The sequence below is a fragment of the Streptomyces sp. BBFR102 genome (assembly GCF_051397025.1).
GTDB lineage: Bacteria > Actinomycetota > Actinomycetes > Streptomycetales > Streptomycetaceae > Streptomyces.
The window spans coordinates 2,797,812-2,817,357 of sequence record NZ_CP195757.1; the positions used below are offsets into that span (position 1 = coordinate 2,797,812).

The 19,546-nt window shown below is 71.9% G+C and carries 17 protein-coding genes; 12 read left to right on the forward strand and 5 right to left on the reverse strand.

Going from position 1 to position 19,546, the window contains the following annotated elements; translation table 11 throughout:
- Positions 1–23 precede the first annotated feature (23 nt).
- The 10 genes from ACSLIC_RS12405 (at position 24) to ACSLIC_RS12450 (ending at position 12,000) form a co-directional block, all read left to right on the forward strand.
- The gene (locus ACSLIC_RS12405; protein ID WP_436737721.1) at positions 24–1,502 is read left to right on the forward strand and encodes an aminopeptidase P family protein; all 1,479 of its coding nucleotides are present in this window, start codon (positions 24–26) and stop codon (positions 1,500–1,502) included.
- 270 nt (positions 1,503–1,772) lie between these two features.
- Positions 1,773–2,543: a hypothetical protein gene (locus ACSLIC_RS12410; protein WP_436737722.1), complete on the forward strand. Its 771-nt coding sequence runs from the start codon at positions 1,773–1,775 to the stop codon at positions 2,541–2,543.
- 134 nt (positions 2,544–2,677) lie between these two features.
- Positions 2,678–3,463 carry a YcnI family copper-binding membrane protein gene (locus ACSLIC_RS12415; protein ID WP_436737723.1) on the forward strand — a complete coding sequence of 262 codons (786 nt, stop codon included), beginning with the start codon at positions 2,678–2,680 and terminating at the stop codon, positions 3,461–3,463.
- Positions 3,464–3,541: 78 nt separating this feature from the next.
- Entirely contained in the window at positions 3,542–4,195 is a 654-nt protein-coding gene (locus tag ACSLIC_RS12420; protein WP_436740360.1) for an SCO family protein, read from the forward strand.
- Positions 4,192–4,725, forward strand: coding sequence for a copper chaperone PCu(A)C (locus tag ACSLIC_RS12425; RefSeq protein ID WP_436737724.1), 534 nt, complete (start codon positions 4,192–4,194; stop codon positions 4,723–4,725). The genes ACSLIC_RS12420 and ACSLIC_RS12425 overlap by 4 nt, the downstream gene beginning before the upstream one ends.
- Positions 4,726–4,785: 60 nt before the next feature.
- Positions 4,786–6,855, forward strand: a complete 2,070-nt coding sequence (locus ACSLIC_RS12430; protein ID WP_436740361.1) for a copper resistance protein CopC — start codon at positions 4,786–4,788, stop codon at positions 6,853–6,855.
- Positions 6,856–6,861: 6 nt separating this feature from the next.
- Positions 6,862–8,106, forward strand: coding sequence for an iron uptake transporter deferrochelatase/peroxidase subunit (gene efeB, locus ACSLIC_RS12435; protein WP_436737725.1), 1,245 nt, complete (start codon positions 6,862–6,864; stop codon positions 8,104–8,106).
- 90 nt (positions 8,107–8,196) lie between these two features.
- Positions 8,197–9,132 (forward strand): prephenate dehydratase, encoded by a 936-nt coding sequence (gene pheA, locus ACSLIC_RS12440; RefSeq protein ID WP_436737726.1) that lies wholly within the window; start codon positions 8,197–8,199, stop codon positions 9,130–9,132.
- A gap of 745 nt (positions 9,133–9,877) precedes the next feature.
- Positions 9,878–11,149, forward strand: a complete 1,272-nt coding sequence (gene serS / locus ACSLIC_RS12445; protein ID WP_436737727.1) for a serine--tRNA ligase — start codon at positions 9,878–9,880, stop codon at positions 11,147–11,149.
- A 26-nt stretch (positions 11,150–11,175) separates the two neighbouring features.
- Positions 11,176–12,000, forward strand: a complete 825-nt coding sequence (locus tag ACSLIC_RS12450) for an HAD family hydrolase (protein ID WP_436737728.1) — start codon at positions 11,176–11,178, stop codon at positions 11,998–12,000.
- 48 nt (positions 12,001–12,048) lie between these two features.
- Here ACSLIC_RS12450 and ACSLIC_RS12455 read toward each other — a convergent pair whose 3' ends face one another.
- Genes ACSLIC_RS12455 through ACSLIC_RS12470 form a run of 4 tightly spaced genes read right to left on the reverse strand, consistent with a single transcriptional unit; the run spans position 12,049 to position 15,608 of the window.
- Complete coding sequence (locus tag ACSLIC_RS12455; RefSeq protein WP_436737729.1) at positions 12,049–12,768, reverse strand: ABC transporter permease; 720 nt, start codon at positions 12,766–12,768, stop codon at positions 12,049–12,051.
- 13 nt (positions 12,769–12,781) lie between these two features.
- Positions 12,782–13,693 (reverse strand): ABC transporter ATP-binding protein, encoded by a 912-nt coding sequence (locus tag ACSLIC_RS12460; RefSeq protein ID WP_436737730.1) that lies wholly within the window; start codon positions 13,691–13,693, stop codon positions 12,782–12,784.
- Positions 13,690–14,571 (reverse strand): ABC transporter permease, encoded by an 882-nt coding sequence (locus tag ACSLIC_RS12465; protein ID WP_436737731.1) that lies wholly within the window; start codon positions 14,569–14,571, stop codon positions 13,690–13,692. Before ACSLIC_RS12465 ends, ACSLIC_RS12460 begins: the two co-directional genes overlap by 4 nt.
- The gene (locus tag ACSLIC_RS12470) at positions 14,568–15,608 is read right to left on the reverse strand and encodes an ABC transporter ATP-binding protein (protein WP_436740362.1); all 1,041 of its coding nucleotides are present in this window, start codon (positions 15,606–15,608) and stop codon (positions 14,568–14,570) included. The genes ACSLIC_RS12465 and ACSLIC_RS12470 overlap by 4 nt, the downstream gene beginning before the upstream one ends.
- Before the next feature lie 297 nt (positions 15,609–15,905).
- Between ACSLIC_RS12470 and ACSLIC_RS12475 the strand changes: the two genes are divergently transcribed.
- A complete protein-coding gene (locus tag ACSLIC_RS12475; RefSeq protein WP_436737732.1) occupies positions 15,906–17,723 on the forward strand; it encodes an SDR family oxidoreductase in 1,818 nt (605 codons plus the stop codon).
- Between the two features lie 345 nt (positions 17,724–18,068).
- Here the strand turns inward: ACSLIC_RS12475 and ACSLIC_RS12480 are convergent, their stop codons facing one another.
- Positions 18,069–19,019, reverse strand: coding sequence for an LLM class flavin-dependent oxidoreductase (locus tag ACSLIC_RS12480; protein WP_436737733.1), 951 nt, complete (start codon positions 19,017–19,019; stop codon positions 18,069–18,071).
- A gap of 89 nt (positions 19,020–19,108) precedes the next feature.
- Here ACSLIC_RS12480 and ACSLIC_RS12485 point away from each other — a divergent pair, with 89 nt between their 5' ends.
- Positions 19,109–19,306 (forward strand): hypothetical protein, encoded by a 198-nt coding sequence (locus ACSLIC_RS12485; protein ID WP_436737734.1) that lies wholly within the window; start codon positions 19,109–19,111, stop codon positions 19,304–19,306.
- Positions 19,307–19,546 lie beyond the last annotated feature (240 nt).

Consider the following 19,546-nt stretch of genomic DNA (forward strand, 5'->3'; position numbering starts at 1 on the left):
ATGTCACACCCAGGAGGAATGCCGTGGCCGAGGAACTCTCGGAGACCCCGAAGGAAATCGATGAGGCCGTGGCGGAGTCCGGCGAGCAGCCGATCAAGCAGCGGAAGAACGGGCTCTACCCCGCACTCTCCGACGAGCTCGCCGAGAACATGACGCAGGGCTGGGCCGACACCGAACTGCACGACCTCCAGCCGATCGAACAGGCCGCCGAGACCGCCGGCCGCCGTGCCGCCCTCTCCGCCCGTTTCCCCGGCGAACGCCTGGTCGTCCCGGCAGGCACCCTCAAGACCCGCTCCAACGACACCGAGTACCCCTTCCGTTCCTCGGTCGAGTACGCGTACCTCACCGGCGACCAGACCGAGGACGGCGTCCTCGTCCTGGAGCCGACCGCGTCCGGCCACGAGGCCACCGTCTACCTGCTCCCCCGCTCCAACCGGGAGAACGGCGAGTTCTGGCTCGACGGCCAGGGTGAACTGTGGGTGGGCCGCCGCCATTCGCTGACCGAGGCGGAGCAGCTGCTCGGGCTCCCCGCCAAGGACGTGCGCGAGCTGGCCGAGGCCCTGGGCGAGGCCACCGGCCCCGTCCGCGTGGTCCGCGGCTACGACGCCGGTGTCGAGGCCGCCCTCGCCGACAAGGTCACCGCCGAGCGCGACGAGGAGCTGAAGGTCTTCCTCTCCGAGGCCCGGCTGGTCAAGGACGCCTTCGAGGTCCGCGAGCTCCAGAAGGCGGTGGACTCCACCGTCCGCGGCTTCGAGGACGTCGTCCGTGTCCTGGACAAGGCCGAGGCCACCTCGGAGCGGTACATCGAGGGCACCTTCTTCCTCCGCGCCCGCGTCGAGGGCAACGACATCGGCTACGGCTCCATCTGCGCCGCCGGCCCGCACGCCACCACGCTCCACTGGGTCCGCAACAACGGCCAGGTCCGCTCCGGCGACCTGCTGCTGCTCGACGCCGGCGTGGAGACGCACACCCTCTACACCGCGGACGTCACCCGCACCCTGCCCATCAACGGCACGTACTCCCCGCTCCAGCGGAAGATCTACGACGCCGTGTACGAGGCTCAGGAGGCGGGCATCGCCGCCGTGCGTCCCGGCGCCAAGTACCGGGACTTCCACGAGGCGTCGCAGCGCGTGCTGGCCACCCGCCTCGTCGAGTGGGGCATCCTCGAAGGCCCGGTCGGCCGGGTACTGGAACTGGGCCTCCAGCGCCGCTTCACGCTGCACGGCACCGGCCACATGCTCGGCATGGACGTCCACGACTGCGCGGTCGCGCGGACCGAGACCTACGTGCAGGGCACCCTGGAGCCCGGTATGTGCCTCACCGTCGAGCCTGGCCTGTACTTCCAGGCGGACGACCTGACGGTGCCGGAGGAGTACCGCGGCATCGGCGTCCGGATCGAGGACGACATCCTGGTCACCGAGGACGGCAACCGGAACCTCTCCGCCGCTCTTCCGCGCACCTCGGACGAGGTCGAGCGCTGGATGACCCAGCTCAAGGGCTGACCCGGGCCGCCCCTGGCGAGGGTCGTCGTTTCACGTGAAACGACGACCCTCGCGGTGTTTCACGTGAAACATCCATCGGGGTCGCGTTTCACGTGAAACACGGCGTGGCTCCGTCGGTACGGGCTTGTCCGTGTTTCACGTGAAACCCGCCTGACCGCGGGCGGTACCTGCGCATACGCCCGCATCACTGGTCCGAGAAGCTGAGGTACCCGGACTTTGCGGATACCTGCCGTACCGCCGCGGCGGCGCCGGTGCGATGATGAGCCGGTCATGGCTGCCCCCCACGCGTACGCGCGGGCCGGAACAGGTCTCCGGCTCCTGAGGGCCGCGGTGTTCACCGCGGTCTGCGTCGTGGTGTCCGCAGCCGGGCACGTCTTCGCCTCCTGCCTCGCCATTCCGGGCTGGACCCTGGCCGCCGCCTTCCTCGGGGTCTTCCTCGTGTCGGCGGCGTTCGCCGGACGGGAACGCTCCCTGCCGGGGATCGTCCTCTCACTGGCCGCCGGGCAGATCGCCCTGCACGCCCTGTTCGGTATGGCCCAGCAGAGCGCCGCCCAGGCCGCCTCCGAAGCGACCCTGGTGGCCCGCGCCGGGGAGCTGACCTGCGGACACAGCGGGGCCATCTCCCCGCACCAGGCGCAGCAGATCCTCATCACGGCGGGGCTCGACCCGCACGGCTCCTCCCCGCACCAGCACACGGGGCTCGCCGGGCTGCTGCCCTCGCTGCCGATGCTCCTCGGCCACCTGCTGGCCGCGCTCGTCGCGGGCTGGCTGTTGCGCCGAGGTGACCTCGCGCTCTTCCGGCTGGTGCGGCTCTCCGCACTCGGCCGCGACGAACTCCGTGCCCACGGGGCGCCGGTGCGCGCGCTGCGCACCGCCCTGCGCCTGGTCCGAGCACTCGGCGCGGGTCTCGGCGCGGGCCGCGCGCCCTGGACCCGGCATCTGGCACCGCCCGAGCCGCCCCGGCTCCGGACGGCCGAACTCCAGCACTCGGTGGGCAGGCGGGGTCCCCCCGCCGCCGAGGTGTACGTACTCGCAGTCTGACGCGGCACTCCGCAACGCCCGCGCGCACATCCACGGTGTGCCCGGACGGGACGGGGGGCCGCGAGGTCCGCGCGCACCGGCGCCGGACACGTACCGCCTCACCCGTTCACCACTGCCGAAAGTGGAGTTCCTTCATGTCTGTCGACAACGTGCCCACCGTCGCCGCCGGCTCGCGCCGCCGCTGGGCCGCGCGCGGTTCCGTCCTCGCGGTGGCCGCGACCGCCGGGGTCGCCCTGCTCACCGGTACCGCCGCCGCCCACGTGGGTGTGCAGCCGCAGGGCGAGGCCGCCCAGGGCGGCTACGCGACGGTGAACTTCAAGGTCCCCAACGAGCGGGACGACTCCTCCACCGTGAAGCTGGAGATCAACTTCCCGGCCGACCACCCGCTGACCTCCGTCATGCCGCAGCCGGTCCCCGGCTGGGACGTGAAGGTCACCAAGGAGAAACTGGACAAGCCGCTGGAGAGCCACGGCAACAAGATCACCGAGGCCGTCTCGAAGGTCACCTGGACCGCGGACGAGGACGGGGTCGCGCCCGGCACCTTCCAGCAGTTCCCGGTCTCCCTCGGCGCGCTGCCCGAGGACGCCGACCAGCTCGTCTTCAAGGCCATCCAGACGTACGACAGCAAGGAGGTCGTGCGCTGGATCGAGGAGCCGACGGAGGGCGAGGAGCCGGAGTCCCCGGCCCCGGTGCTGGCTCTGACGGCAGCCTCGGGTGACGGTCACGGCGCCGACTCGGACGACAAGGCGGCAAAGGCCAGCTCGGGCCACGGTGATGATGCCGAGAAGGCGTCGTCCGAGCAGGCCGCCGAGGGCTCCAGCGACTCCACCGCCCGCGTCCTCGCGATCGTCGGCATTCTCGTCGGCCTCGCGGGCGTCGCCTTCGGCGTTCTCTCCGGCCGTCGGCGTACCACCAGCTGAACCCTGCGGTGTGCACCGGGATCATGGCCGTGGAACGGTCACCCGGTGCACACCGCACCCGATCCCTGGGACATCACCATGCGCAAGAAGACCCTGCTCGCCGCCGCCCTCCTCTCGGCCTCCGCGCTCACACTGACCGCCTGTGGCGGCTCTGCGGACAGCGACAAGCCGGTCACGTCGGTCTCCACCGACGCCGCCACCGAGAAGGCGGCCACCGTTCTCGACCAGCCGTTCAAGAAGCCGGACCTCGTCCTCACCGACACCCAGGGGAAGAAGTTCGACCTGCGGGAGCGGACCGCGGGCAAGCCCACCCTCATCTACTTCGGCTACACCAACTGCCCGGACGTCTGCCCGCTGACGATGAGCAACATCGCCATCGCCAAGAAGGCGCTCCCCAAGGCCGACCAGGAGAAACTCCAGGTGGTCTTCGTCTCCACCGACCCGGAGCACGACACCCCCGAGGTGCTCGGCTCCTGGCTGAAGGGCCAGGACCCCGATTTCATCGGGCTCACCGGAGACTTCGCCACCATCCAGGGCGGCGCCCGCACGATCGGCATCTCCATCGACGAGCCGACCGAGGACAAGAACGGCAAGCGGGTCTCGATGCACGGCAAGCAGGTCATCGCCTTCTCGCCCAAGGACGACTCCGGGTACGTCCTGTACGGCGACGACGCCACCGCCGACGACTACCAGGCGGACCTGCCGAAGCTCCTGACCGGGGCCAGGCCGTGAGGCGCCGGCTGCTCGGCGGTGCGCTCGCCCTGGCCGCGGCGGCCTCCCTGGCGGGCTGCTCGGACGGCGGCGCCGAGGCGTCGGGGGGACCGCGGCTGACCGTGGACGGCGCCTTCATGCCGCGACCCGTCAACGCCGACATGGCCGCCGGCTTCTTCACCGTCACCAACAGTGGCACCGCCGATCAGCTCACCTCGGTGACCAGCCCGTCCGCCGAGCGGGTCACGCTGCACAGCACCGAGGACGGAACCATGCGCGAGCAGGACGCGTTCGAGGTGCCCGCCGACGGCACCCTCGACTTCAGCCGTGGCGGCAACCACCTGATGTTCGAGCAGCTCACCGGCCGCCCGGCGGTCGGCGACTCCGTCGAGGTCACCCTGCACTTCAGCGAGTCGGGGGAGATCGCGGTCTCCCTCCCGGTGAAGGAGGCCACCTACAACCCGGCCAAGGCGTCGGGGCAGGGGCACGGCACGGCGCATCCGGCGAAGAGCGGGACCACTCAGGAGCACCACGGCACAGTGAGGAGCTGACCGCTGATGACCTGCACGGAAACCGGCCTCCGCAGAGAGGGCGCCGCGCCACGGAGCGCGGTGGCCGCCCGGCTGCTGCCCGTACTCCTCGCCCTGGTCCTGGCCGGGCTCGCGGTGCTGGCCGGGGCCGGGAGGGCCGGGGCCCACGCGGCGCTGACCGGGAGCGACCCGCGGCAGGACTCGGTGGTCGAGCAGGCGCCGAAGGAGGTCTCGCTCACCTTCTCCGAGCAGATCGCCGTGGACGAGGAGGCCATCCGCGTCCTGGACCCCGCGGGCAACCGCGTGGACACCGGGCAGACTCCCCGGTCACTCGGCTCGGGCGGCGCGCAGTACGCGGTGGAGCTGCGCGCCGGGCTGCCCGACGGCACCTTCACCGTCGCCTACCAGGTCGTCTCGGCCGACAGCCACCCGGTTGCCGGTGCGTTCACCTTCTCCGTCGGCGCCCCCTCCGAGACCAGCGCGGCCGTTCCCGACCAGGCGGCGGGGGGCGGCGCCGTCGGCGCGCTCTACGGCATCGCCCGCTACCTCTCGTACGGCGGGTTCACGCTGCTGGTGGGCGGGGCCGCGTTCGTGCTGGTCTGCTGGCCGCGCGGGGCCGGGGTGCGGCCGACGCAGCGGCTGGTGGCGTTCAGCTGGGTCGGGCTGACGGCGGCGACCCTCGCGATGCTGCTGCTGCGCGGGCCCTACGCGGGCTCCGGCAAGCTGGCGGACGTCTTCGATCTGGAGGTGCTGGGCGGCGTCCTGGAGACCAGGACCGGGGCGGCCCTGGTCTCCCGGTTGCTGCTGCTGGCCGCCGCCGCGCTCTTCGTCGCCGTCCTCTTCGGCGCCTATGCCCGGCACGAGGACCCGAAGGATCGGCGCGACCTGACCTTCGGGCTGGCGATCGGCGGCACCGTGGTCGCGGTGGGGCTCGCGGCGACCTGGGCGCTGTCCGAGCACGCGTCGACCGGGCCGCAGGCGGGCATCGCCATGCCGGTGGACGTACTGCACCTGCTCGCGGTCGCGGCGTGGCTCGGCGGGCTGACGGCGCTGCTGGTCGCGCTGTACCGGGCGCCGTCCGTGGAGCGCGGGGCCGTCCGGCGGTTCTCCCGGGTGGCCTTCGGGTCCGTGGTGGTACTGGCGCTGACCGGCCTCTACCAGACGTGGCGCCAGGTCGGCTCCTGGTCGGCGCTGACCGGGACCTCGTACGGGCGATTGCTGCTGGTCAAGATCGGGTTGGTCGCCCTGCTCGTCGCGGTGGCGGGTCTGTCCCGCCGGTGGACGGGGCGGCTCGGTGCGGTGTCCGAGGGCGCCGGCGATCCGGGGCCCGAGGCGGAGAGCGGGAGGTCGTCGGTCGCGGCGGAGCCGCTCGCCGCGGGCGCGACAGCGGACGACGGGCGCCGGGCAACGGACACCGACAGCGGCGAGCGTACGGAGGCCGTCGCGCCGACGGGCGAAGCTTCCGCGCGCGACGACGGTGGAGGGCGGCTGGCGGTCGCCCAGGGCGATGACGCGGAGGCCGCCGGTCCGCCCGGGACACAGTCCGCCCCGGCTGCGCGGGTCCCCGTCCAGGCCGACCCGGCGCGGGAGGCTCAGCTGCGCCGGCAGCGGGAAGCCGCCTCGTCCGCCGCTCGCAAGAAGCAGCGGGACGGCGACCCGGAGCGAGCGGGGCTGCGGCGCTCCGTACTGCTGGAGGCCGGGATCGCGGTGGTCGTGTTGGCGGTCACCACGGTGCTGACGACGACCGAGCCGGGCCGTACCGAGGAGGAGGCGGCGGCCGGCACCTCGGCCTCCGCCGCCCAGCGGCAGGGCCCGGTCTCCCTCACCATGCCGTTCGACACGGGTGGCAAGGACGGCAAGGGCACCGTGCTGCTCGACGTCGACCCGGGGCGCAGCGGCGACAACGCGCTGCACGTCTACGTCCAGGACCCGGGCGAGGAGCCGCTGGACGTCCCGGAGGTGAAGGTGGCACTGACCCTGAAGGCACAGGACCTCGGTCCCCTCACCGCTCCGCTGGAGCGCGTCTCCGAAGGACACTGGAGTGCCGCCGGGGTGCAGATCCCGCTGGCGGGTCGCTGGACGGTCGCGGTCACCGTCCGGACCTCCGACATCGATCAGGTGACCGTGAGCAAGAACGCAAGGATCGGCTGAACCACCATGGCGGACACCCCTCTCCAGCGTCCGGTGACCCGGCGGCGCCTGCTCGGCACCGCCGGGGCGACCGGCCTCGCTCTCGGCGTGGCAGGAGCCGCCGCCGGTTACACGGCGGCGGCTCCCTCCGACACCGTCACACCGCTGGCCGAGGTGGGCTCCCGGCGCGAGATGTTTCACGTGGAACATCAGCCCGGCATCACCACCCCGCTGCACGCCCGGGGTCACCTGATCGCCTTCGACCTGGCTCCCGGGGCGGGGCGCAAGGAGGCTCGGGCACTGCTGCGGCGCTGGTCGCAGACGGCGGCCCGGCTGATGGCCGGGGAGCCCGCCCCGGCCGGCGGCCACGACACCGGCATCGCTCTGGACGCGGGGCCGTCCGCGCTGACCCTGACCTTCGGGTTCGGGCACAGCTTCTTCGCCCGGACCGGTCTGGAGAGGCAGCGGCCGGCCGCGCTCGATCCGCTTCCGGAGTTCTCCTCGGACCGGCTCGACGCCCGTCGCAGCAACGGCGACCTGTGGGTCCAGATCGGCGCGGACGACGCCCTGGTCGCCTTCCACGCGCTGCGCGCGGTGCAGAAGGACGCCGGGCGGGCAGCCAGGGTCCGCTGGCAGGCGGACGGCTTCAACCGCTCCCCCGGCGCCACCGAGAAGCCGATGACCACCCGCAACCTGATGGGCCAGGTCGACGGCACCAACAACCCCTCGCCCTCGGACGAGGACTTCGCCGCCCGGGTGCGGGTCCCCGCCGACGGCGACCCGGCCTGGATGGCGGGCGGTTCGTACGTCGTCTTCCGGCGTATCCGGATGCTCCTCGACGACTGGGAGCAGCTCTCGCTCTCCGGCCAGGAGGCCGTGATGGGGCGGCGGAAGTCCGACGGCGCACCGCTCACCGGCGGCACCGAGACCACCGAGCCGGACCTGGAGCGGGTCGGCGAGGACGGGGAGCTGGTCATCCCGCTCAACGCGCACGCCCGGATCACCCGTCCCGACCAGAACGGCGGGGCCGCCATGTTGCGGCGCCCCTTCTCGTACCACGACGGCGTCGACGACAAGGGCGTGCCCGACGCCGGGCTGCTCTTCCTGTGCTGGCAGGCCGACCCGCTGCGCGGCTTCGTCCCCGTCCAGCGCAAGCTCGACCGCGGCGACGCGCTCTCGGCGTTCATCCGGCACGAGGCGAGCGGCCTGTACGCCGTCCCGGGCGGGGCGCCGGAGGGCGGGTACGTCGGGCAGGAGTTGCTGGAAGGGTGACCGTGCGGGCAGGCGCGCGAGACGGAGCGCGCTGTCCGTTGGGTGGTCGCCGCCACGATCGGCGGCCCCGGGGAGACTAGGGTTTCGGACATGTCAGCCACCCGCTACGCGTATCTGGGCCCCGAAGGCACCTTCACCGAGGCCGCGCTCCGTCAGCTCCCCGAGGCCGCCACCCGGGAACTCACCCCGATGGTCTCCGTGCCGGCCGCCCTGGACGCGGTCCGTGCGGGGAAGGCGGCAGCCGCGCTGGTACCGATCGAGAACTCGGTGGAGGGCGGCATCACCACCACCCTCGACGAGCTGGCCGCCGGTCAGCCGCTGATGATCTACCGCGAGGTACTGCTCTCGATCTCCTTCGCCCTGCTGGTACGGCCGGGCACCCAGCTGGCCGACATCAAGACGGTGACCGCGCATCCGGCGGCGCAGGCCCAGGTCCGCAACTGGCTCACCGCGCACCTCCCCGAGGCGCAGTGGGAGTCGGCCGCCTCCAACGCGGACGGCGCCCGGCTGGTGCAGGAGGGCCGGTACGACGCGGCGTTCGCCGGTGAGTTCGCCGCCGCCACCTACGGCCTGGAGCCGCTGGTCACCGATATCCACGACGCGGAGAACGCGCAGACCCGCTTCATCCTGGTGGGCCGTCCGGCCCGGCCGTCCGCACCGACCGGCGCCGACAAGACCTCGGTGGTCGTCTGGCTCGGCCCCGACCGGCCCGGTGCGCTGCTGGAACTGCTCCAGGAGTTCGCGGTGCGCGGAGTCAACCTGATGCTGATCCAGTCCCGTCCGACGGGCGCGGGTATCGGGAACTACTGGTTCGCCGTAGACGCCGAGGGGCACATCTCCGACCGCCGGGTGGCCGAGGCGCTGATGGGGCTCAAGCGGCTCAGCCCCGACGTGCGCTTTCTGGGGTCCTACCCGCGCGCCGGCGTCCGGCCCGAGGACCTGGCGCCGCTGCGTCCCGGCACGTCGGACGAGCAGTACGTGTCGGCGGCCGACTGGCTGAACCGGTGCCAGGACGGGCGGTTCTGAGCCGTCCCTCACCAGAGGTGTGGCCACGTCCAGCGTCCCTCACCTGCCGGTTCTTCTTGTCCACAGAGTTATCCACAGGCTCGGGTCTCGACCTGGGGACAAGTCGACACGTGAGTGCGACATCGTCGACAAGCGAGTGAACCGACTCCGACGGTTTCACGGCGCGCAAAAGAGGGCCCCGTCACGTCAATTCTTGCGATCAACCCTTTGGGACGACCCATTTCCACTCGAAAGCGCGGGTGCGCGAGGTTTGATCCGGGAATCCCGCGGCCGGTTCATCCCTTCCGGAAGCCGGCGTTCCGGTGTCCACAGATCAATCCCACAGCCTGTGGATAACTTTTACCGTTGAGCCATTCCTGTGGACAACAACAGGAACGGAGACCTCAAGTGGGCGTTTTCGCGCGGCAGTCGGGCCCTCACCGACGCGCCCGGCGGGGCCGGCGGCGCGAACGCCAGGTGGCACCGCTTTTCGCCCGACCCTCCCCGTACCGTCCGCAGACGGCCTCGGACGGATTTCGGTCCTGGACTCCGCCGTTTCCGGAGTTCCACGATTTCGGACTCCGGAAAACGAAGGGGTGCGGGACCGGAGAATCCGCGCCGGCCGGCTCCCGGGGCTCCCTGCCGCCTTACGCGTCACACTGCCCCGGGGCCCCCGCCCCTCGCCGCCGAGGGCGAAGGGGGACGTTTCGCACGGCGAGCCTTATCGGGTCGTGGGGCGCTGGACGACCCCGGTAGCCTGGAGGGCGTGATTGACCTTCGCCTGCTTCGTGAGGACCCCGACCGTGTGCGCGCCTCCCAGCGTGCCCGTGGAGAGGACGTCGCGCTCGTCGACGCCCTGCTCTCCGCCGACGAACGGCGCAGGTCGTCCGGCGTCCGCTTCGACGAGCTGCGCTCCGAGCAGAAGGCGCTCGGCAAGCTCATCCCCAAGGCCACCGGTGACGAGAAGGCCGAGCTGCTGAAGAAGGCCGGTGAACTCTCCGCCGCCGTCAAGGCCGCCGACGCCGAGAAGGACGACGCCGACCAGGAGGCCAAGCAGCTCCTGCTCCGCCTGGGCAACCTCGTCCACCCCGACGTGCCGGTCGGCGGCGAGGAGGACTTCGCCGTCCTCGCCAAGCACGGCACCATCCGCGACTTCGCCGCCGAGGGCTTCGAGCCCCGCGACCACCTGGAGCTCGGCGAGGCGCTCGGCGCCATCGACGTCGAGCGCGCCGCCAAGGTCTCCGGCTCGCGCTTCTACTACCTGACCGGCGTCGGCGCCCTGCTGGAGCTGGCCCTGGTCAACGCCGCCATCGCCCAGGCCACCGCCGCCGGGTTCACCCCGATGCTGACGCCGGCGCTGGTGCGCCCGCGCGCGATGGAGGGCACCGGCTTCCTCGGCCAGGCCGCCGAGGACGTCTACCACCTGGAGAAGGACGACTTCTACCTCGTCGGCACCTCCGAGGTCCCCCTCGCCGCGTACCACATGGACGAGATCATCGAGGCCGACAAGCTGCCCCTGCGGTACGCCGGCTTCTCCCCGTGCTTCCGCCGCGAGGCCGGTACGTACGGCAAGGACACCCGGGGCATCTTCCGCGTCCACCAGTTCGACAAGGTCGAGATGTTCTCGTACGTCGAGCCGGAGGACGCCGAGGCCGAGCACCAGCGCCTGCTCGACTGGGAGATCCAGTGGCTCCAGAGCCTGGAACTGCCCTTCCAGGTGATCGACGTGGCCAGCGCCGACCTCGGTTCGTCCGCCTCGCGCAAGTTCGACTGCGAAGCCTGGATTCCGACCCAGGGCAAGTACCGCGAGCTGACCTCCACCTCCAACTGCACGGAGTTCCAGGCCCGCCGCCTGTCCGTGCGGATGCGCGAGGGCAAGAAGGTCCAGCCGCTGGCGACGCTCAACGGCACGCTGTGCGCCGTCCCGCGCACCATCGTCGCCATCCTGGAGAATCACCAGCAGGCCGACGGCTCCGTGCGGGTGCCGGAGGTTCTCCGCCCCTACCTCGGCGGACGCGAAACCCTCGACCCGCAGTAGTCACCCAGTCTGGAGCCGTTCGCCACGTGACCCCCGTCCGTCCCGCCCCCGTGTTCCCGTACAAGCTCGTCGCCACCGACCTGGACGGAACGCTGCTGCGACCCGACGACACGGTCTCCGAACGCACCCGTGAGGCACTCGCCGCGGCCACCGCGGCGGGTGCCGCCCACATCGTGGTGACCGGCCGTTCCGTCGCCTGGACCCGCCACGTCCTGGACGACCTCGGCTACAACGGCATCGCCGTCTGCAGCCAGGGCGCGCAGGTGTACCACGCGGGGGAGCGGCGGCTCCTCACCTCGCTGACGATGGACCGCCGCCTCGCCGTGCTGGCCGTCGAGAAGATCGAGGCGGAGACCGGTCCGCTGCACCTCGCCGCCGCCCGGGACGGCCTGGAGGGCGACGTGCTCGTCGGACCCGGCTACCGGGTCCAGGAGGGCCCCCTCGTCTCGGTCCCCTCCACCGACCGGGCCGGCCTGTGGGCCGAGCCGATCAGCAAGGCCTACCTCCAGCACCCCACCCTGGACGACGACGAGCTGGCCGCGACCGCGCTGCGCATCGCCGGTGACCTGGTGGGCGTCGTGATGGCCGGCCCCGGCGTGGTGGAGCTGCTGCCGCTGGGGCTCTCCAAGGCCACCGGGCTCTCGCTGGCCGCCCGGCGCCTGGGCACCAAGGGCGCCGAGACCATCGCCTTCGGCGACATGCCGAACGACATCCCGATGTTCGGCTGGGCGGGCCACGGCGTCGCCATGGCCAACGCCCACCGCGAGCTGAAGGCCGTCGCCGACGAAGTCACCACCTCCAACGCCGAGGACGGCATCGCCGTCGTCCTGGAGCGCCTGCTCACCGGCTGACCTCCCGCGCCCCGGCCACCTGCGGGGCGGCGCGGGGGCCGGCCCCGGTCACTCCTCCCCCGCCACCGTGAGGCTCCGCAGCTTCCGGCCCGCGTACCAGGTGGCCAGTACGGTCGCCGCGACCAGCAGGATCACGGCGGTCGGCAGCGCCACGTCGGAGGCGATGGTGGCCCCGCCCGTCACCTTCTCGGCGACCGCCAGGGCCCACTGCTGCACGCTGAGCGTGCGGGCTCCGCTGATGAGCGAGGCGAAGAGCCCCTCCCAGATCAGGGCGTAGACCAGGCCGAAGACCACGGCGTGCCGGGTGATGGTGCCCAGCAGGAGGAAGAGCGCCGCGTAGACGATGGAGGCGACCAGCGCCGCGACCGTGTAGGCGACGGCGAGCTGGCCCCCGTTGCCGTTGAGGATGAAGCCGGCGACCAGGGTGGGCAGGGCGGAGAACGCCATCGTCACGCCGACGGCGACGATCAGCTTGGTCAGGATGATCGTGGGCCGCTTGATCGGCTTCGCCAGCAGGTACACCACCGAGCCGTCGTCGATCTCCGGCGCGATGGCGCCGGTACCCGCGATGACGCCGATGATCGGCACCATGACGGCGAGCGAGAACCCGCCGAGGACCGCTTGCGCCGTGCTGTCGTCGGCTCCGGTGAGCAGCCGCACCGCCGCCGCGATGACGAGGAGCAGCGCGGGGAGGACGAAGAGGATGAGGGCCCGGCGGCGGCCGAGCAGCGCCCGGTAGGTGAGCCGGGCGACCGTGGGGTCGTACATCGCTGAAGGCTCCTTACGCCGCGACGAGATAGGAGAAGACCGATTCGAGGGACTCGTCGGACGGCGAGACGGCCAGCAGCCGGATGCCGTGGTCCCGGGCCACCCTGGGCAGCAGTTCGGTGAACCGCCCGAAGTCGACCGCCTGGACGCGCAGCATCCCTTCCTGGGTGTCCACCTCGATGCCGGAGGTGGAGGCGTCCGCTATCAGCGCGGCGGCAAGCGCCCGGTCGTCGCTGGAGCGCACCACGTACTGGTGCGGCCGGTCGGTCATCAGGCGCCGGATGCGGCGGAAGTCCCCGGACGCGGCGTGCCGTCCGGCGACGATCACCTCGATGTGCGAGGCGAGCTGCTCGACCTCCTCCAGGATGTGCGAGGAGAACAGCACCGTGCGGCCCTCCTCGCCCATCCGCCGCAGCAGTTCCATGAGCTGCATCCGCTGGCGGGGGTCCATGCCGTTGAACGGCTCGTCGAGGAGGAGCACGGAGGGCTCGTGCACCAGCGCCGAGGCCATCTTGACCCGCTGGCGCATGCCCTTGCTGTAGGTGGCGATCTTGCGGTCCTGGGCGTACTCCATGGCGACCGTGGCCAGGGCGCGGGCGGCCGAGGCGGCGTCGAGGCCGTGGAGTTCGGCGTTGGCGACGACGAACTCCCGGCCGGTGAGGAAGTCGTACATCGCCTCGCGTTCGGGGACGATCCCGATGTGCCGGTAGACGGACTCGTTCCGCCAGACCGGGTCGCCGTCGAGGGTGACGGTGCCGGTGGAGGGGGCCAGGAAGCCGCCCATCATGTTGATCAGCGTGGACTTGCCGGCGCCGTTGGGCCCGAGGAGGCCGGTGACGCCGGGGCCGATCGTCATGGTGATGTCGTTGACCGCGACGACGTTCCCGAACCAGCGGGAGGCGCGGTCGATGCTCAGGGTGGTCACAGTCCGGCCTTCCGGTAGCGGCGCATCAGCAGGCTGTAGCAGCCGGCGATGATGCCGAGGACGACAAGGAGATGGACGGCCCCGCCCGCCGTGGACGGTCCGGCTCCGCCCGGGTAGGCCGAAGAGGCTCCGAGGAACGCCGTCTGCACTCCGTCGATCAAGGTGATGGGGGAGAACAGGCCGATCCAGCCGACCGCGTCGGTGACGCCCTGCTGGAAGGCGATGGCCTGGACGGTGGAGACCGCGCCGTAGGTGATGGTGAAGACGGCGATGACGGCGGCGATCCCGAAGCCGCGGCGCGGCGTGACCGCCGACACCACCAGGCCGATTCCGGCGAAGAGCAGGGAGAGCAGTGCCACCGAGACCATGCCCTGGCCGAATCCCGTCGTCTGGTCGGCGAAGTCGAGTTCGGCCAGCAGCGCGCCCGCGTAGAGCACCAGGAGCGGGACGGCGGTGAGCAGGAAGAGGGCCGAGGCCATCGCCGCGTACTTGGCGAGGACGTAGTCGACGCGCTCGACGGGGCGGGAGAAGTAGAGCGGCACCGTCTTGAAGCGCAGGTCGCGGGAGACCGACTGGGGCGCCTGCGAGGCCACGTAGAGGCCGATGACGGCCTGCATGACGATGGCGTAGCGGGTGTAGTCGACCGGGAGGGTCTTGAGGCCTGCTGTCACCGTGACGGCGACCATGATGGCCGCCGGGAGGCACATCACGGCGAACAGGAGCATCGGCAGCACCTTGGACTTGGCCGAGCGGCCGAGGCCGTAGGCACCGCGCAGGCTCTGGGAGTAGAGGGCGCGCCGGGCATGGGCACGGCCCAGGCGCGGGCCGTCGTACTTCCGGTAGCCGATGTTGTGGATCTGCGTGCTGTCCACGGTCATGACCGACCGCCTCCCGCCGTGGATCGGAGGGACTCCACTGCCGGGGGCGCCTGGCCGGCGGCGGGCGGAGGCCCTGATGGATCGTGCTGCGCGCGCTGCCCGCCGCCGTCGGCGTCCGCGTGGAAGACGTCGGCGATGTGGCGGCGGCCCTGCTCCATACGGACCAGCCCGAGGCCGAGGTCGACGACGAGGTCCCGGACCAGGTCGCGGGTCTGGTCGTCGGCCTCCTCCAGCAGCAGGCTGTGGCCGGAGCCGGGGAGAACGCCGCCCGAGCCGACCGCGACTCCCCGGGCGCGGAGCGCCGCCAGCAGCGCGGCCGTGCCGTCCGGATGCGCCTCGGTGTCGGTGACCTCGACCGCCAGTGTGGTGGTCGCTCCGGTGAAGTCGCGGGTGGAGCTGGAGCGGAGCAGGCTGCCGCCGTCGATGACCACGACGTGGTCGCAGGTGCGCTCCAGCTCTCCGAGGAGGTGGGAGGTGACCAGGACCGAGATGCCGAAGTCGGCGTGGATACGGCGGATCAGGCCCAGCATGTCGTCCCTGCCGACCGGGTCGAGGCCGTTGGTCGGCTCGTCCAGGAAGACCAGGTCCGGGTCGTGGACCAGGGCCTGTGCCAGCTTCACGCGCTGCTTCATGCCGGTGGAGTAGCCGCCCATGGGGCGGTAGCGCTCTTCGTAGAGCCCCACGTGACGCAGGGTGTCGGCGGTGCGCTCCCGGGCGGCGGTGGGGGGTAGCCCGGACATCCGCGCCATGTGCACGACGAACTCGGTGGCGGAGACGTCGGGTGGCAGGCAGTCGTGCTCCGGCATGTATCCCACGCGCTCGCGGATGGCGCCGCCGTGGGTGGAGACGTCGAGGCCCAGCACCTCCGCCCGCCCATCGGAGGCCGGTGCCAGGCCCAGCAGGATCTTGATGAGCGTGGACTTCCCGGCACCGTTGGACCCCACGAGGCCGGTCACTCCGGGCCCGACGTCCATGGTCAGCCGGTCAAGCGCGGTCACCTTGGGGTACCGCTTGCTCAGGCTTTCGGTCGCGATCACAGTCACCCCTCGAACGTAGTGGCACGCGCCACAGGGGTCGTCAGACCACGGGGCTGTCCTCGCGTCAGACTCCGGTACTACGAGCCCGTAGGGGAGCCGTACCCGGGTACGGGAGCGCGTCCGGGTCGCGGAACGGAGCGCGGAGCACACGTGTGTGAACGCGGTCGGCTGTTGGAAGAGGTGTCCACAGAGCCGGTGCACACCTATTGACGGGACCACCCCGGGTTGCCAGATTCGTCGGTGCCACGGTGCGGATTCCACCCGTCGCGACGGACGAGAGAGACGGAGTACAGGGCCATGGGGGGTCTGAGCGGAGCGCGTGAGCGCCGGGTGCGGACGGGCGGTGTGGAGCTGTGCGTGGCGGAACTGGGCGACGCCAGCAGGCCCACCGTCGTCCTGGTCCACGGGTACCCGGACTCCAAGGAGGTCTGGTCCGGCGTCGCCACCCGCCTCGCCGACCGCTACCACGTCGTCCTCTACGACGTCCGCGGCCACGGCCGCTCCAGCGCGCCCCGGCCGCTGCGCGGCGGTTTCACCCTGGAGAAGCTCACCGACGACTTCCTCGCCGTCGTGGACGCCGTCAGCCCTGACGCCCCGGTCCACCTCGTCGGCCACGACTGGGGCTCCGTGCAGTCCTGGGAGTTCACCACCGTGGAGCGCACCCGCGGCCGGGTCGCCTCCTTCACCTCGCTCTCCGGCCCCTCCCTGGACCACTTCGGGCACTGGATCAGGAAGCGCGCCGGCCGACCCACCCCGCGCCGCCTGGCGCAGCTGTTCAGCCAGGGCGCCAAGTCCTGGTACGTCTACATGCTGCACACGCCCGTCCTCCCCGAGCGGGCCTGGCGCGGCCCCCTCGGCACGCACTGGCCCCGCATCCTGGAGCGGCTGGAGAAGGTTCCCGCAGGCGCCTATCCGACCTCCTCCCTGGGGAACGACGCCGCCCACGGAGCCTGGCTCTACCGCGACAACGTCCGCGCCCGCCTGCGCCACCCACGCCCCGACCCGTACGCCCACGCGCCGGTACAGCTGATCACGCCGACGGGCGACGTCTTCCTGTCCCAGCGGCTCTACGACGAGCTGGAGTCCTGGGTTCCGCAGCTCGTCCGGCGCACGATCCCGGCCAAGCACTGGGTGCCGCGTACCCGCCCCGACCAGCTCGCCGCGTGGATCGGCGAGTTCGTCGACAGCCGGGAGGCCGTGCGCCAGAGCGGGCGGGCCACCACCCTCACCCTGGTCGAGGGCGGCCGGCCCCGCGGCAGCGCCCGCCGGCGGACCGCGTCGGCCCGTTACGCCGAGAGGTTCGCCGGGCAGCTCATCCTGGTCACGGGGGCCGCCGGGGGGATCGGGCGGGCCACCACCCTCGCCTTCGCCGCAGCCGGTGCCCGTGTCATCGTCGCGGACCGGGACGGCGCGGGAGCGGCGGGCACGGCGCGCGCGGCCCTCGCGGCCGGGGCCCCCCGCGCCTGGGCGGAGACCGTGGACGTCGGCGACGAACAGGCCATGGAGAAGTTCGCCGCCAAGGTCGCTGCCGAGTACGGCACGGTGGACGTCCTCGTCAACAACGCGGGTGTCGGCCTCTTCGGCCCGCTTCTCGACACCACACCCGAGGACTGGCGGCGCGTCCTCGACGTCAATCTCTGGGGTGTCATCCACGGTTGCCGCCTCTTCGGCCGCCAGATGGCCGAGCGGAACCAGGGCGGCCACATCGTCAACCTCGCCTCCGCCGCGGCCTACCTCCCCTCGAAGACGTTGCCCGCCTACAGCACCTCCAAGGCCGCCGTCCTCACGCTGAGCGAGAGCCTCCGCGCCGAACTGGCCCCGCGTTCCATCGGTGTCACCGCGGTCTGCCCCGGCATCGTCAACACCGGCATCACCCGCACCGCCCGCTTCGCCGGAGCGAGCGAGAACCAGGAGGCGAGGCGCCGACGGCGCGCCACCAAGCTCTACGCCATGCGCAACTTCCCGCCGGAGAAGGTGGCCGACGCGATTCTGCGCGCGGTGCTCGACAACGGCGCCGTCGTCCCGGTCACCCCGGAGGCCCGCGTCAGCCGCCTGCTCGCCCGCCTCTCCCCGAAGGGAGCCCGGGCCTTCGCACGGTTCAACCCACCGGTGTGAGCGTCGTGGTGAACGGTCGCGTCCTGGCAGCCGGACCGGCGCGGCAGCTGAGGCAACAGGGCGGCTGCCAAGCGTTCCTGACGGCCCCTCACGCTGGTTCTGCTCGAAGTTCCCCACAGACGCGGCGAGTTATCCACAGGGTTGACGGCAGCGGCTGTGGATAACGCACCTTCACTGTGGATCAAACCTCAATACGCCATGGAATTACGCACAGTTGCAGGGACGTGCCCATCGGCACGGGCTCGTGGGCGGGACAGGGCTGAGCCGCCCAGCTTCCTCCTCGCCGTCCGTACCCTGCGAGGTGAGAGGCGGCACGGCGCACGCCTCCGCGCGCGCCGTGCGGGCTCAGGAGAGCTGCCCGACCGCCTCGGTGGCGATCTTCTCGAAGACGGGCTGGTCGGCAGCGAAGTCCGAGTCGGGGATCGGCCAGTGCACCACGATCTCGGTGAAGCCCAGCTCCTGGTGGCGCCCGGCGAACTCCACGAAGGCGTCGACGGAGTCCAGCGGGCGCGCCCGCTCCGGCGTGAACCCGGTGAGCAGGATCTTCTCCAGCCCGGCCACCTCCCGCCCGGCCTCCTGGCACGCCGTCCCGAGCCGCTCCATCTGGCCGCGCAGCGCCCGCACCGACTGCTCCGGGGTCCCGGTCTCGTACAGCTTCGGGTCGCCCGTCGTCACCCATGCCTGCCCGTGCCGCGCCGCCAGCCTGAACCCGCGCGGCCCGGTCGCGGCGACCGCGAAGGGCAGCCGGGGTCGCTGGACGCAGCCCGGGACGTTGCGCGCCTCGTCGGCGGAGTAGAAGGTGCCGCGCTGCGAGACGGCGTCCTCCGTCAGCAACCGGTCGAGCAGCGGCACGAACTCGGCGAAGCGGTCCGCGCGCTCCTTCGGCGTCCACGCCTGCTGACCGAGCGCGGTGGCATCGAAGCCGTTGCCACCGGCACCGATCCCGAGGGTGACCCGCCCGCCGGAGACGTCGTCGAGGGAGATCAGCTCCTTCGCGAGGGTCACCGGGTGCCGGAAGTTCGGCGAGGTCACCAATGTCCCCAGCCGCAGCCGCTGGGTGGCGGTCGCCGCGGCGGTCAGCGTCGGCAGCGCGCCGAACCAGGGACCGTCCCGGAACGACCGCCACGACAGGTGGTCGTAGGTGTACGCGGCATAGAAGCCGAGGTCCTCGGCCCGTTGCCAGGTCTTCCGTCCTTCGGCCCATCGATGGATGGGAAGGATCACCGTGCTCAGACGCATGCCCCGACGATACGCGGGCTTCCCCCCGCCGCCGCTGTTCTGACCGGCAACGCACATTCCGGCACGCCACGTCGGCGTCGGGGTGTCGCCACCGCGGCGTCATCTACGCCCGGATCGACGGGCTCAACTTCTACGCCGACTACGGGATGCGGCGGGACCTCTTCGCCGACCCCGCCCTCCCGGGCCGCAGTCGGCACCAGGCTCTGCTGCGCACGTACCTGCGCGAGAAGTCGATCACGCCACTGCCGATCCGTCGGCTGGCCGCCGCTCACCCGGAGACGACGGACACCGTGTTCCGCAAGCTGCTGAGAAGGCCCCGGATTCACCTGGGGCGAGCACGGTGAGGCGCTGCTGCCTCGGCGCAAGCCCTGGTACTACGAGAGCGAGCCGCGCCCCGGGGGGTCCGTGATCGGCGACCGCCTGCGCGAACTGCTCGACGCGGGACGGCACTGAGTTCGCGGGGGAGAAGCCCCGCAGACGGCACGCGTACCTCGGTGTGCCGGCCCCATGGCTGATACGTCCGTGTCAGGTCACGCTGCGCACCGAGCGGGTCGCGGAGCTGGGAGGGGCTGACGAACGGCTCC